Raw genomic sequence first — 13209 nt, 5'->3', positions numbered from 1 at the left:
GTGTTGCCCTCTTGGAAGTAGTGGTGTGTTGGCAGCTACTTTGAGTGAGGCATGTACTCGGGGTGTGTCCTGAGGTCGGGGTTTGTTACCTGACTGTGTATGACAGCGGCACGGATACACGCTTATACAAAAGGCGTTGGCAGCACCGCCGACAGCCAGTCTCTGAACGCCACAATCTTTTTCGATTCGGCCTGATCGTGGGGCGTGACGAGGTAAAAACCTGATTCGGATTTCAAGCGCAAATCAAACGGCGCCACCAGCCTGCCCGCCCGCAAGTCGTCATCGACATAAGTCGAACGGCCGATGCACACACCCTGGCCGTCGATGGCCGCCTGCACCGCCATCATCGCCAGGTCGAAGGTCAATCGCGGGCCTTTGGCGGGCGGCAACTTCAGCCCAGCGGCACTCAGCCAGTTGTTCCAGTCGTCTGCGGTCAGGCCGCTGACGTGCAGCAGCGGCTGATGCGCCAGATCCGCCGGGGTCTTCAGGGCGTTCTTGCCGGTGAGCAATCGCGGACTGCACACCGGAAAGATCTCGTCGGACATCAACCAGTCAGCCCGCAGCCCCGGCCAGTTGCCATCGCCGTAGCGGATCGCCGCATCGATGCCACCCTTGCGAAAATCCACCAGCTCGGTTGAAGCGCTGATCCGTACATCAATCTCCGGATGCGCCTCGCGAAACGAAGGCAAACGCGGCAACAGCCATTTGGACGCCACCGACACCAGCGTGCTGATGGTCAGCACGCTGTTGTTGCTCGACTCCAGAAGCTTTTCAGTCGAGTAGCGCAGCTCAAGAAACGCCGAGCGAATACCCGGCAAGTAGGCGTTGCCCTCCTCGGTCAGCGCCAGACCGTCCTTCAAACGCCTGAACAGGCGCACACCAAGCTCGTCTTCGAGGCGCCGGATCTGATGGCTGATCGCGGTTTGCGTGACGTTCAGTTCTTCAGCGGCGCGGGTGAAGCTCATATGTCGGGCGGCGCATTCGAAGGCTCGCAATCCATTGAGCGATGGCAGTCGGGGAAGCATATGACCTCTTCAGTCCATGAGATTTTGTCATACGCTAGCACTGCATTTGTCCTTTGCGAAGCACCGTGTCGATAGCCGATTCTGAGACTCCACCTGCAAGGAGACCCCATGAAACTGTACTTCGCCCCCATGACCTGTTCGCTGTCGCCGCACATTGTGCTGCGCGAGCTGGAGCTGCCGTTCGAGCTGATCCGGGTCAACAACCAGACCAAGCAAACCGCCGATGGCCGGGACTTTCGCCAGATCAACCCGAAAGGCTACGTGGCCGCACTGATGCTGGACAACGGTGAAGTGCTGAGCGAAGGCCCGGCAATCGTGCAGTACCTCGCCGACCTCGTACCCGGTCATGCACTGGCCCCGGCAAATGGCAGCTGGGAACGGTCGCGCTTGCAGGAATACCTGAACTTCATCAGTTCGGAAATTCATGGTGGCAGCGCACCGCTGTTCAGCAGCGAGATTGCCGAAGCGACCAAAACGATCTTCAAGCACAAGCTGTTCAGGCGTCTGGATTACCTGAACCGCATCCTCGCGACCCAACCGTTTCTGATGGATCGTTTTACGGTGGCGGACGCTTATCTGTTCACCGTGCTGACATGGCTGCCGACATTCAGCATCGCCATCGAGGACTGGCCAGCGCTGGCCATCTACATGGAGCGCATCGCCGCCCGCCCGAGCGTGCGGGCCGCCATCGCGGCAGAGGAAGCCACGCAACCGGTCCTCTGACACGTCCGGTTGCGGGGTAATCACTAAACCTTCGCGGCTTCGTCGATCAATGCCGCCACTTCCGCCGCGTGAGAGGCCAACGAGGCATGGCCGACATGCGCTTTTGTTGTCCGGATGGATCATCCGGTCCTCACTGGAAATCTGATACCAGGACGGTTTGTTCTTCCACGCAGGATTACTGATGACGTCGCCGAAGGTGCTGGCCAGCGGCGCTCTTCGCGAATCCGGCCCCTCCCGTCGGCTTCGATGAACCTCTTTCCAGGCTAACGGCTCAACGCTCAAACGACCGTGGAAAACGCCGCCAGGGCTTCGTGATCCGGGAGAAATGGTGCGACTTGCGGATAGAGCCGACCTGGCCTGTCTGCGCGCGATGGCGGGAAGATTACCGATAACCGCAACTGACCCGGGAGCTGGGTGATGGACGAAGGACCGCGATTCGGCATCGAAGAGGAATACTTCATCACTGACCGGGCATCGCGCGCGATGGTTGGCCGACCTGCACCGGAGGTTATTCGGGTGTGCCGCAGCGCCTTGGGCGATCACTTCGCGTGCGAGATGTTCCAGGGGCAGATCGAAGTGGCTTCGCCGATTCTCACTTACACCGCCCAGGCAACCGATTATCTGGCCGGCGCCCGCGAGGCGTTGAGGTCATGTCTGAAACCGTTCGGGCTGGCGGCGATCAGCGCAGGCAGCCATCCGCTGGCGGACTGGCGAGTGCAGACACCCACCGACGAGGAACACTTCCGGCAGATCTTCCAGCGCTATGGCCACGTTGCGCGCCGCAGCGTGTTATCAGGCCTGCACGTACATGTCGAGATTCCCGGCAGGGTGGATCGAATTCGCATCATGAACCAGATCCTGCCCTGGACCCCGCTCCTGTTGGCGCTGAGTTGTTCATCGCCGTTTTGGGACGGTGCCGTCAGCGGTTTCCAGAGTTTCCGTCAGACGCTATGTGACGAGTGGCCTCGAATGGGGATTCCACCCCGGTTTGCCGATGAAAACGACTATGACGCCCACCTCGCGTTGCTCCACCGCATAGGAGCAATCACCCGGCCCGAAGAATGCTGGTGGAGCATCCGGCCCAGCGCCAGGTTTCCCACCCTCGAGCTGCGAATGACGGATGCGTGCCCGCGCCTCGCGGACGCCATTACCCTCGCCTCCCTGTTCAGGTTGCTGGTGGCCCATGCATTGGACGTTGAGCACCCCGGAGCTTCGTATTCGCAGACCTCACGCACCGTTCTTGAAGAAAATCGCTGGAGAGCCAAAGCCTCCGGCCTGCGCGGTGTTTTTCTGGTCGAGGACCATGCGCAGCCCGTCTCCATCGCCCAATGGCTGGAGCTTGCAGAACGGTTGCAGGGAAACGTTGCCCGGCGCCTGAATATGCCCGACGTTTTCGATCAGGCGCGCCGAATGATCGCCACAGGCACAAGCGCCGATCGCCAGTTGGAGATTCTTCGACAGGCCTGCCAGCAGAATCGGCCATTGGCGTCAGGCTTGCCCGCCGTAGTCGATCATCTGCTGGAAGAAATGAGAATGTGATCACTGTGCGGTGAAATCAGGCACCTGACTCGGGATCACTTGCCGGCATACCGCGCGGCTCCTTGGTCTCGTCATCAACGTCAGGGCCACTGGCACTGTTGCCGTCCTGCGGATGTTCAGCGGCCACGGAATTGGTAACGGTCACGTCGATCATGTCCTCTTCAAGTGGTGCCTCATCGTCGGGTGGCAAGGGAATCGGCGACTCGTCCTGCCGTGGATCATGGCCGGTTTCATTGTCGGTGGTGCGGGTGACGGCCTGTTGTGAGCGGTTGCCGGGTGCATCTTCGTCGATGTCCATGCGGGTTCTCCTTGCTGGCGCGGGAAATCCGTACCTGAACGTGTGAAACGAACGGCGGACAGTAAGTGCCCCGCATTGGACGAATGGTGCCCGCAAGTTGTCGAATCCCTGAGCGCTTCTATAGTGAAAAGGTTCAGCCCCCTCCCGTCGAGCGCCCCATGGCCAGTACCGATCGACTGATCATCTGCGAGCATTGCGACTGCGTGTACGAACACGTCACGCTGGCCAGACACCAGAAAACCCTCTGCGTGCGCTGCGGCGGTGTGCTCCAGCGCTACAACGGCATGACCATCGAACAACGCCTGGCCCTGAGTTTCACGGCGGCGATGTTGTGGCTGTTCGCCAATTTCTACCCGGTGATGAGCATCAGCATGCAGGGTTTGAAAAACAGCGCAACACTATGGGATTCGGTATTGGCGCTGAGTCAGGGGCCGATCACCTTCATGGCCATGGTGGCGGCGATTTCGATCATCATCGCCCCGGCCTTTCAACTGGTTCTGTTGATCTGGGTCTTGAGCTTCGCGCTCGCCTCGCGCCGTTCACCGGGGTTCAAGACCTGCATGCGCTGGCTGGAAACCCTGCGGCCGTGGAGCATGCTCGAAGTCTGTCTGCTCGGGGCCATGGTCGCGGTGTTCAAACTGGCGGGCATGCTCGACGTGATTCCCGGCATCGGTCTGTTTGCATTGGCCGCACTCAGCCTGATGCTGATCCGCATCGCCGGGCGCGACATACGTGAATTGTGGGAGATTCCATGAAACGTCCCCCGACCGCCAGCGAACTCAACCTGTGCCTGTGCCACAGCTGCGGGCTGGCCTGCGACATGACCCACGAGCCCCACGAATGCCCGCGATGCGAGGCGCCGCTGCACCGGCGCAAAACCAATTCGCTGGCGCGCACCTGGGCCTACATGTTCGCCGCCCTGGCCTTTTACGTGCCGGCAAACCTGCTGCCGGTGATGAACACCGTGATGCTCGGCAACGGCGCCGACAGCACCATCATGAGCGGCGTGCTGGAGTTCTGGGAACACGGCGCGTGGGACATCGCCCTGATCATCTTCATCGCCAGCATCGCGGTGCCGGGTGTGAAGTTCGTGGCGCTGACGCTGTTGCTGGTCACCGTACAACGCGACAGCGACTGGGCGCGCAAGGAGCGTTCGAAGCTGTACCGCTTCGTCGAACTGATCGGCTATTGGTCGATGCTCGATGTGCTGGTGGTCGCATTGGTGGCGGCGCTGGTGAAATTCCAGGCGCTAGGGGATATCGAGCCGCGACCGGGGATCCTGTTTTTCGGCCTGGTGGTTGTGTTCACGATGTTGTCGGCGATGAGTTTCGACCCGCGCCTGATCTGGGATAACGCACCGGCCGAAGAAACAGACGAACCCCGGCACTCGACTGGACAAGTGCCGGGGCATTAACCAACTCAGATCAGATCTGCGCAGTGCCGCCATCGACGAACAACTCGATACCATTCACAAAGCTGCTGTCATCCGAGGCCAGGAACAGCGCAGCCTTGGCGATTTCACTCGGCTCGCCCAGACGCCCGATCGGCACGATAGACGCCAGTTGATCGAACAACCCTTGCGTGTGTTCCACCGGCACCAGCCCCGCCAGACCTGGCGTACGCACCGGGCCGGGGCTGATCGCGTTCACGCGAATGCGCCGTGGTTTCAGATCCAGCAACCATGAGCGGGCAAAGTTGCGTACTGCGGCTTTGCTAGCGCTGTAGACGCTGAAGTTTTCCGTACCCTGCACCGAAGTCGTCGACGAGGTCAGCAGAATCGATGCGCCATCGCGCAGCAGCGGCAAAGCCTTCTGCACGGTGAACAGCGTGCCCTTCACGTTGGCGCCGAAAATCCGGTCGAAGTGCTCTTCAGTGATCGCGCCCAGCGGCAGCATGTCCCCGCCGCCAGCGTTGGCGAACAGAATGTCGAGGTGCCCGGCCTTCGCGGCGATCTCGCTGTAGATGCGATCCAGGTCGTCCAGTTTCGCCACATCGCCCTGAATGCCGATGGCACGCGGGCCGATGGCGGCGACCGCTTTGTCCAGTTCGGCCTGGCGACGGCCAGTGATGAATACCGTGGCGCCCTGGGCGACGAATTCCTGCGCCGAAGCCAGGCCGATGCCGGTGGTGCCGCCAGTGATCAGTGCGATTTTGCCTTCAAGTCTATTGCTCATGGTGAATCTCCAGTAACCGTTTCGAGGTAGGTGACGGGTCGTAGGTGAGCCGTTGAAAGCGACTTTAGGCCGATCGATTGAATTGAAAAATCCGCTAAATAGGTTTTGTTTGTGCACAGATATGCACAATACTCAGCGCATCTACACCACTGAGCCCGAACCGATGAATCAGTTAATGGCGATCCGCACCTTCGCCCGCGTCGTGGAAAGCGGTTCGTTCACCAAAGCCGCCGACTCGCTGAACCTGCCGAAAACCACGGTCAGCAAACTGATCGGCCAACTGGAAAACCACCTCGGCGTGCGCCTGCTGCAACGCACCACCCGCCGCCTCACCGTCACGGCTGACGGCGCTTCCTATTACCAGTTGACCCAACAACTGCTGCACCAACTGGACGACATCGATCAGGGGTTCAGCCAGGCGCAAGGCCTGCCGCGCGGCAAGATCCGCGTGGACATCGGCGGCTCGACCGCGACGATGCTGGTGATCCCCGAACTGCCGAAATTCTTCGAACGCTATCCGGACATCCAGATTGATCTGGGCGTCAGCGATCGCCCGGTGGACCTCATCAGCGAGCGGGTCGACTGCGTGATTCGCGGCGGCCCTCTGACCGAACAAACCCTGGCCGTGCGCCGCCTCGGCGAAGTGTGCTGGACCACCTGCGCCACGCCCGATTATTTGCAACGCCACGGCACCCCGAGTCACCCGCTCGAACTGGCCAGCCATCAATTGATCGCCTACCGCTCGGCCTCCAACGGGCGCATCCTGCCGTCGAACTTCCAGCGCAACGGCGAACGCCATCAAATCGAAGGCAAAGGCTTGATCAGCGTCAACGAGAGCAACGCGCACCTGGCGGCCGGTCTCGCCGGGCTGGGGATCATCCACACTTTCAACTACACCGTGAGGGCCGCGATCGAGCGCGGCGAACTGGTGCCGATCCTCGAGGACTGGCGTCCGCCAGCCTACCCGTTTCATGTGCTGTATCCGCCGAACCGGCATTTGAGCAATCGGGTGCGGGTGTTTATCGATTGGCTGGTGGAGCGATTTGCGCAGGTTGATTAAGGCGTTGCGGCGCATTGCTGATTTTTACGCAAAACACCTTTGACCCAGGGTCGGTTCTTTTCATGTCCGCAGACCCGGATACTGACGGCCATCGAACTCATGGGAACCGCACAATGCAAACCGATTACGCAGCCTGGGCCTGGACGTCCGGCCAAGGGCTGGATGGCCTGACACTGACCCGCAAACCCCTCGTGCAACCCGGCCCCGGCCAGGTGCTGGTGGCCAATCGCGCCATCGCCCTGAACCCGGTGGACTGGAAGATCATCGAGTGGGGCCATCCCGCATGGCGCACCGGCCGCGTGCCGGGTGTCGACGGCATGGGCGTGGTGGTCGCGGCCGGCGCTGGCGTGACACTGCAACCCGGCAGTCGCGTGGCCTATCACCAATCATTGGCGAGCGATGGCAGCTTCGGCGAGTACTGCCTGCTGGACGCCGCCACCGTGCTGTCGGTGCCCGCTGCGCTCGATGATGCGGCTGCCGCATCGCTGCCCTGCCCCGGTTTGACCGCGTGGCAAGCCGTGGAAAAAGTCCCTGCCGGCGATGCCGCTGATGTGCTGGTGATCGGCGCCGGCGGCGCGGTTGGTCTGCTGCTGGTGCAACTGGCGGTGCAACGCGGCTGGCGGGTCTGGGCGACCGCGTCCGGCGCGCATCATGCAAAACTCAAATCTTTGGGCGCGGTTGGCGTATTCGATTACCGCGAACCGGACTGGAAAATCGCACTCACGGCCAGCCTCGGCGAACGCCGTTTGCACGCCGTGTTCGACACGGTCAGCGGCGCTCACGCAGCGGAAATGGCCAGCATGCTGGGCTACAACGGTCATCTGGTGTGCATTCAGGATCGTCAGGAAACCGCGCCGGTTCCGGCATTCAGCTCTGCGATTTCGCTGCACGAAGTCGCGTTGAACAGCTACCACACCCACGCCAGCCTGCAGGATCGTCAGGCGCTGCGCCGCAACGGCGAACAGCTGCTGCAAGCCCTGCTCGACGGCAGCCTGATCGGCCCGGCGCTGCAAATGTTCGACTTCCGCGAACTGCCCCAGGCCCTACGCGCCTTGAAGGACGGCGCCGGCGGCGGGAAATGGGTGGCGCGCCTGCCCGTCGTTTGAATCGCGTCAGTCGAGGCCTTCCCCAACGCCTTGACTGACCTCTCGGGTCAGACAATCAATCAGCGCCCGCGCCGAAGCCGACAGCTGCCGGTGCGGCGGATAGATCACCGAGAACGGTCGGGAGCGCCCGCCCGACTGTTCAAGCAGCCGCACCAGTCGCCCGCTCTCGATCCGTTCGCGGACAATGAAGTCATAGGTCTGGCAGATGCCCAGTCCCTGCTCCGCCAGCGACACAATCCCCAATACATCGTCGGACACCTGGATATTGGCGCTGGGCAGCCATTCGCGATCTTCGTTCTGTTCACGAAACAGCCACGGCCCGACGCGGCCGGTGCTGGGCATCACGAACGGCAGGCACGCATGCCGCTGCAGATCGTCGACACTTTGCGGCGTCCCGGCCCGTTGCAAGTAATCCGGCGCGGCAACCACACACAAACGCGCATCTTCCAGCTTGCGCCCGATCAATCCGCTGTCCGGCAGCGCGCCCAACCGAATAGCCAGGTCGTACCCTTCGGCCACCAGATCGACGTTGCGATTGCTGATACTCAACTCAACACGCACTTGCGGATGCTGCCGGTTGAAACGGGCGAGCATGGCCGGCAAACGATAGTGGCCGTATGTGGTCGGCACGCTGAGGCGCACGCGGCCGCTGAGTTCGCCGTCTTGCCCCTGGATCGTGCGCTCCGCATCATCGATCAGGCCGAATGCGGCTCGCGATTGTTCCAGATACAACACACCGGCATCGGTCAGGCTCAAGCGCCGCGTAGTGCGCCGCAGCAACTGCACGCCCAGACGCGCTTCAAGTCGCGAAATCGCCCGGCTGACCACCGACGGCGTGGTTGCGAGAAACACCGCACCGGCGCTAAGCGAACCCTTTTCCACCACCGTAACGAACACTTCGACGTCAGCCAGATAATCGAATCGGCGGCTCATCTTGATCTCCAGAGAACAAATGCTTTGCTGTGGCGAGAGTTTATCGCCGCCATGAGCATCAATACAGTGAGCCGCACTTTCCTTCACGTTCTGGAATCGCCATGCGCTCATTCACTCGTCTTGCTTTCGCCTTGTCTCTCTCCGTTGCCGCGTTGAACGCCCAAGCCGCCAATGTGCTGGTGGTGCTGTCGGATTCCGACCATCTCGATCTGAAAGACGGCGAGGTATTCAGCACCGGTTTCTACCTCAACGAACTGATGCAACCGGTCAAACTGCTGCTCGATGCGGGCCACACCGTGACCTTCGCCACCCCGACCGGCAAGGCGCCGACGCTGGACCGGTCCTCCGACGACAAGATGTATTTCAACAATGACGTTGCGGCCCTGCAGACCCACAAAGCGCTGCTGGAACAACTGAAGATCACCTCGCCCGGCGAGTCGCCGGTCATCAGCCTCTCGCGGGTCGAGCAAGTCGGCTACGACCATTTCGATGCCGTCTACATTCCGGGTGGCCACGCACCGATGCAAGATCTGCTGCGCAGCCAGGCGCTGGGCAAACTGCTGAACGACTTCCATCAAAAAGGCAAAACCACAGCGCTGGTTTGCCACGGCCCGATTGCACTGCTGTCGACCCTGACGGATCCGACCGCATTCACCCGGCAACTGGAAACCGGCAAAGCCAAAACGGCGAACGACTGGACGTATGCCGGCTATAAGTTCACGGTCATCAGCAATCAGGAAGAAGAGATCGCCAAAGGACTGCTGAACGGCGGCACGATGAAGTTCTACCCGCAGACCGCGCTGGAAAAAGCCGGCGGTGTATTCAGCAGCAACACTTCGCCGTGGGCCAGTCATGTGGTGGTTGATCGTGAACTGATAACCGGGCAAAACCCGGCGTCTGCACTGGGTGTCGGCAAGACGCTTGTTGAACGGTTGAAGTGATTGCTGGCTCCGGGCCCGACACTGGTCGGGGTTTGCCCGGGCTGACGTCATCGTGAGCAGGCTCGGTCCCACACTGAAACGCGTACTCCTGTGGGACCGAGCGTGCTCGCGAAGGCGATGGTTCAAATACTGCAAACGCATGGACATCCCCAACAAATCCCCCGTTTCGGCTAACCTGACGGTGCACACGATGACCTTTGCCCCAGTCGGCGCATCGTTCCTGAAGCCCACGAAACGGAGAATTCCATGCTCAAGCGAACCCTGGCACTGACCGCTGGTTTGGCCCTGTCCTTTACCGCCGTGCTGGCGCAAGCCGCCGACGTGTTGAAGGTCAGCGCGATCCCCGATGAAGCCCCGACCGAGCTGCTGCGCAAGTTCGAACCGCTGGGGGCTTATCTCAAGCAGAAGCTGGGGATGGACGTCGAGTTTGTGCCGGTGGCCGACTACCCGGCAGTGGTCGAAGCACTGGCCACCAACCGCCTCGACATGGCGTGGCTCGGCGGTTTCACCTTCGTCCAGGCGCAGCTGAAAAGTGATCCCAAGGTGATTCCGTTGGTGCAGCGCGAACAAGACGCCCAGTTCACCAGCAAATTCATCACCGCCGACCCGAACGTCAAAAGCCTCACCGACCTCAAGGGCAAGACCTTCGCCTTCGGCTCCGTGTCGTCCACCTCCGGCAGCCTGATGCCGCGCTACTTCATGCTCAAGGACGGCATCAAACCGGAAAGCTATTTCAGCCGCGTCGGCTACTCCGGCGCCCACGACGCCACCGTCGCCTGGGTGCAGGCCGGCAAGGTCGACGCCGGTGTGCTGAACGCCAGCGTCTGGCAGAAACTGGTGGATGCCGGCAAGGTCGACACCAACAAGGTCAAGGTCTTCGCCACCACTCCGGCCTACTTCGATTACAACTGGACCGTGCGCGGCACCCTCGACCCGGCGCTGACAGCGAAGATCAAACAAGCCTTCCTCGACCTCGACCCGACCAACCCCGAGCACAAGAAAATCCTCGACCTGCAAGCCGCCAGCCGTTTCATTGAAACCAGCCCGGACAACTACAAAGGCATCGAGGAAGCCGCCCGCGCCGCCGACTTGCTGAAATGACGCTGCGTCTCAAACAAGCTTTTTTGCACCACACCAATGGCGTCGCAGCGCTGCGCGGTGTGGATCTGCAAATTGATGCCGGCGAGCAGGTGGCGATCATCGGCCCGTCTGGCGCCGGCAAATCCAGCCTGCTGAATCTGCTGGCGACCGCCATTCGGCCCAGCAGCGGCGACATCGAAGTGCTGGGCGAGCGCGCCTGGCATTTGTCCGCCCGTGGGCGGCAACGCCTGCGCGCCCGTATCGGCCTGGTGCATCAGGCGCCGCCCCTGCCGCCCCGGCAACGGGTGGTGACGGCGGTGCTGGCCGGCAAACTCGGGCAATGGAGCCTGAGCAAAAGCCTGATCAATCTGCTGCACCCGCTCGACGTGCCCGGCGCCCGCGCTGCTCTGGCAAAACTCGATCTGGCCGACAAACTCTTCAGCCAATGCCAGCAACTGTCCGGCGGGCAATTGCAGCGGGTCGGCATCGCCCGCGTGCTGTATCAGGCGCCGGAGGTGTTGCTGGCCGACGAACCGGTCTCGGCGATGGACCCGGTGCTGGCCGGGCACACGCTGTCGATCCTGTCGCGCCATGCCCAGGAACATAACGTGACCCTGGTCGCGAGCCTGCACGCGGTGGAACTGGCGCTGGCGCACTTCCCCCGGATCATCGGTTTGCGCGAGGGGCAAATCCTGTTCGACTACCCGTCCGCGCAGGTCAGCCGCGACATGCTCGACACCCTCTACGCCAATGAACAATTGCAATCCCCGGCGCCGGCCGTCACCCCACTGATTGTGCAGATTCCGCGATGCTGAGCGCCGACACCCGCGACCCCGCCGCGCTGCCACGGTTGCTGCTGACCGGACTGGCGATTGCCTTGCTGTGGCCCGGCATTCAGCTCAGCGAACTGGATCTGGGCGTGCTGTTTCATGCCGACAGCCAGAGCGAAATGGGCCGCTTCGTGTCGATGTTCTGGCCACCGGCACATGATCGCGAGTTTCTTCAATTACTCCTCAAAGCCACCCTGCAAACCTTGGCCATCGCCACCGCCGGCATGGCCCTGGCGCTGTTGTTGGCAGTGCCGGCGAGCCTGCTCGCCAGCCGCGCCCTGTCGCTGACCGCCGCCTCCCGCAGCGGCCACCCGAGCCTGTTGGGCCGACTGCTGCGCTGGCCGGTGCGCGGGCTGCTGATCTTCCTGCGCAGCGTGCCGGAAATCGTCTGGGCGCTACTGTTCGTGCGCGCCGTCGGCCTCGGCCCGGCGGCAGGCGTGTTGGCCATCGCCATCACCTACAGCGGCATGCTCGGCAAGGTCTACGCCGAAATCTACGAATCCACCGACCAACGCCCGGCCCACGCCCTGCTCCAGGCCGGCAGCGGCCGCCTCGCCAGTTTCGCCTACGGCGTACTGCCCAACGTCGCGGCGGAACTGCTCTCCTACACCGTCTACCGCTGGGAATGCGCCATCCGCGCCTCGGTGGTCATGGGCTTCGTCGGCACCGGCGGACTCGGCCAACAGATCGACCTGTCGATCCGCATGTTCGCCGGCGGTGAAGTCGCCAGCATGCTCCTGACCTTCCTCCTCCTCGTCCTCGGCGCCGACCAACTCAGCCGCCTGCTGCGCTGGAGGCTGGCATGAAACGCCTGATCAACTCGGTGCTGATTCTCGCCATTGTTGCGGCCGTCATTGCCTCGTTTGCCTACCTGGGTCTCGACCTTGAAGAACTCGGCAGCGCCACCAGCCTGAAACAGATGGGCCTGTATGTGGGGCGCTTTCTCAGCCCTGACCTCAGCGCTGACTACCTGAACGCAATCCTGCGCGGGTCGATGGAAACGCTGGCCATGTCTGCGCTTGGCACCCTGCTCGCTGCCGTGCTGGGCCTGCAATTGGCGCTTCCCGCTGCTGGCCGGTTTGGCTGGTTTTTTCAGAGTGCCGCGCGCCTGGTCCTCAATGCGCTTCGCGCGATCCCTGAACTGGTCTGGGCTGCGTTGATGGTGCTGGCGGCTGGGCTTGGGCCGAATGCCGGGACACTCGCCTTGGCCCTGCACACCACGGGCGTGTTGGGGCGGCTGTTTGCTGAAGCGCTGGAGAACACGCCGCCGGAACCGGCGGATGCGATTCGGTTGCAGGGGGGAAATCCGGTTTTGGCATTTTGTTATGGGACGCTGCCGAACCTGGCGCCGCAGTTGCTGGCGTACTGTTTGTATCGGTGGGAGAACAATATTCGGATGGCGAGTGTGCTGGGGTTTGTCGGGGCTGGGGGGTTGGGGCAGATGTTGTATGTGAGCTTGAGTTTGTTTCAGGAGGCGCAGGCGGGGACGGTGATTTTGGC

At 62.0% G+C, this 13209-nt stretch carries 14 protein-coding genes and 2 pseudogenes; 11 read left to right on the top strand and 5 right to left on the bottom strand.

Annotated elements, in window-relative coordinates; all coding sequences use genetic code 11:
* Nucleotides 1-122 precede the first annotated feature (122 nt).
* On the bottom strand, nt 123-1025 hold the full coding sequence (locus CAF63_RS17935; protein ID WP_085686922.1) for a transcriptional regulator GcvA: 903 nt from the start codon (nt 1023-1025) through the stop codon (nt 123-125).
* 108 nt (nt 1026-1133) lie between these two features.
* Here CAF63_RS17935 and gstA point away from each other — a divergent pair, with 108 nt between their 5' ends.
* The gene (gene gstA / locus CAF63_RS17930) at nt 1134-1748 is read left to right on the top strand and encodes a glutathione transferase GstA (protein ID WP_085686920.1); all 615 of its coding nucleotides are present in this window, start codon (nt 1134-1136) and stop codon (nt 1746-1748) included.
* A 23-nt stretch (nt 1749-1771) separates the two neighbouring features.
* On the opposite strand, the pseudogene CAF63_RS29010 reads toward gstA, so the two are convergent.
* Nucleotides 1772-1970, bottom strand: a pseudogene (locus CAF63_RS29010) (alpha/beta hydrolase); the annotation flags it as partial.
* Nucleotides 1971-2165: 195 nt separating this feature from the next.
* Between CAF63_RS29010 and CAF63_RS17920 the strand changes: the two are divergent.
* Nucleotides 2166-3287: a carboxylate-amine ligase gene (locus tag CAF63_RS17920; RefSeq protein ID WP_085686918.1), complete on the top strand. Its 1122-nt coding sequence runs from the start codon at nt 2166-2168 to the stop codon at nt 3285-3287.
* A 106-nt stretch (nt 3288-3393) separates the two neighbouring features.
* Here CAF63_RS17920 and CAF63_RS17915 read toward each other — a convergent pair.
* Nucleotides 3394-3585: pseudogene (locus CAF63_RS17915) on the bottom strand (hypothetical protein); the annotation flags it as partial.
* 158 nt (nt 3586-3743) lie between these two features.
* Between CAF63_RS17915 and CAF63_RS17910 the strand changes: the two are divergent.
* Together CAF63_RS17910 and CAF63_RS17905 are read left to right on the top strand one after the other, a co-directional pair.
* Nucleotides 3744-4340: a paraquat-inducible protein A gene (locus CAF63_RS17910; protein WP_085686914.1), complete on the top strand. Its 597-nt coding sequence runs from the start codon at nt 3744-3746 to the stop codon at nt 4338-4340.
* Nucleotides 4337-4999: a paraquat-inducible protein A gene (locus tag CAF63_RS17905; RefSeq protein WP_085686912.1), complete on the top strand. Its 663-nt coding sequence runs from the start codon at nt 4337-4339 to the stop codon at nt 4997-4999. The genes CAF63_RS17910 and CAF63_RS17905 overlap by 4 nt, the downstream gene beginning before the upstream one ends.
* A gap of 10 nt (nt 5000-5009) precedes the next feature.
* On the opposite strand, the gene CAF63_RS17900 is transcribed toward CAF63_RS17905, so the two are convergent.
* On the bottom strand, nt 5010-5759 hold the full coding sequence (locus CAF63_RS17900) for an SDR family NAD(P)-dependent oxidoreductase (RefSeq protein ID WP_085686910.1): 750 nt from the start codon (nt 5757-5759) through the stop codon (nt 5010-5012).
* 163 nt (nt 5760-5922) lie between these two features.
* On the opposite strand from CAF63_RS17900, the gene CAF63_RS17895 reads away from it, so the two are divergent.
* Nucleotides 5923-6819 (top strand): LysR family transcriptional regulator, encoded by an 897-nt coding sequence (locus CAF63_RS17895; protein WP_085687362.1) that lies wholly within the window; start codon nt 5923-5925, stop codon nt 6817-6819.
* 113 nt (nt 6820-6932) lie between these two features.
* On the top strand, nt 6933-7925 hold the full coding sequence (locus CAF63_RS17890; protein WP_085686908.1) for a zinc-binding dehydrogenase: 993 nt from the start codon (nt 6933-6935) through the stop codon (nt 7923-7925).
* Nucleotides 7926-7931: 6 nt separating this feature from the next.
* Here the strand turns inward: CAF63_RS17890 and CAF63_RS17885 are convergent, their stop codons facing one another.
* The gene (locus tag CAF63_RS17885; RefSeq protein WP_085686906.1) at nt 7932-8858 is read right to left on the bottom strand and encodes a LysR family transcriptional regulator; all 927 of its coding nucleotides are present in this window, start codon (nt 8856-8858) and stop codon (nt 7932-7934) included.
* A 101-nt stretch (nt 8859-8959) separates the two neighbouring features.
* On the opposite strand from CAF63_RS17885, the gene CAF63_RS17880 reads away from it, so the two are divergent.
* The 5 genes from CAF63_RS17880 to phnE form a co-directional block, all read left to right on the top strand.
* Nucleotides 8960-9799 carry a type 1 glutamine amidotransferase domain-containing protein gene (locus CAF63_RS17880; protein ID WP_085686904.1) on the top strand — a complete coding sequence of 280 codons (840 nt, stop codon included), beginning with the start codon at nt 8960-8962 and terminating at the stop codon, nt 9797-9799.
* A gap of 246 nt (nt 9800-10045) precedes the next feature.
* A complete protein-coding gene (locus tag CAF63_RS17875; protein WP_085686902.1) occupies nt 10046-10900 on the top strand; it encodes a putative selenate ABC transporter substrate-binding protein in 855 nt (284 codons plus the stop codon).
* The gene (locus tag CAF63_RS17870) at nt 10897-11694 is read left to right on the top strand and encodes a phosphonate ABC transporter ATP-binding protein (protein ID WP_085686900.1); all 798 of its coding nucleotides are present in this window, start codon (nt 10897-10899) and stop codon (nt 11692-11694) included. The genes CAF63_RS17875 and CAF63_RS17870 overlap by 4 nt, the downstream gene beginning before the upstream one ends.
* Nucleotides 11688-12515: an ABC transporter permease gene (locus CAF63_RS17865; protein ID WP_085686898.1), complete on the top strand. Its 828-nt coding sequence runs from the start codon at nt 11688-11690 to the stop codon at nt 12513-12515. Before CAF63_RS17870 ends, CAF63_RS17865 begins: the two co-directional genes overlap by 7 nt.
* Nucleotides 12512-13209 (top strand): phosphonate ABC transporter, permease protein PhnE (phnE, locus tag CAF63_RS17860; protein ID WP_085722087.1); only part of this gene is annotated, 698 nt, incomplete at its 3' end. The genes CAF63_RS17865 and phnE, both read left to right, overlap by 4 nt.

This window comes from Pseudomonas sp. B20(2017), from assembly GCF_002113125.1.
Taxonomy (GTDB): Bacteria; Pseudomonadota; Gammaproteobacteria; order Pseudomonadales; family Pseudomonadaceae; genus Aquipseudomonas.
This window is presented reverse-complemented; position numbering and strand designations above follow the sequence as displayed.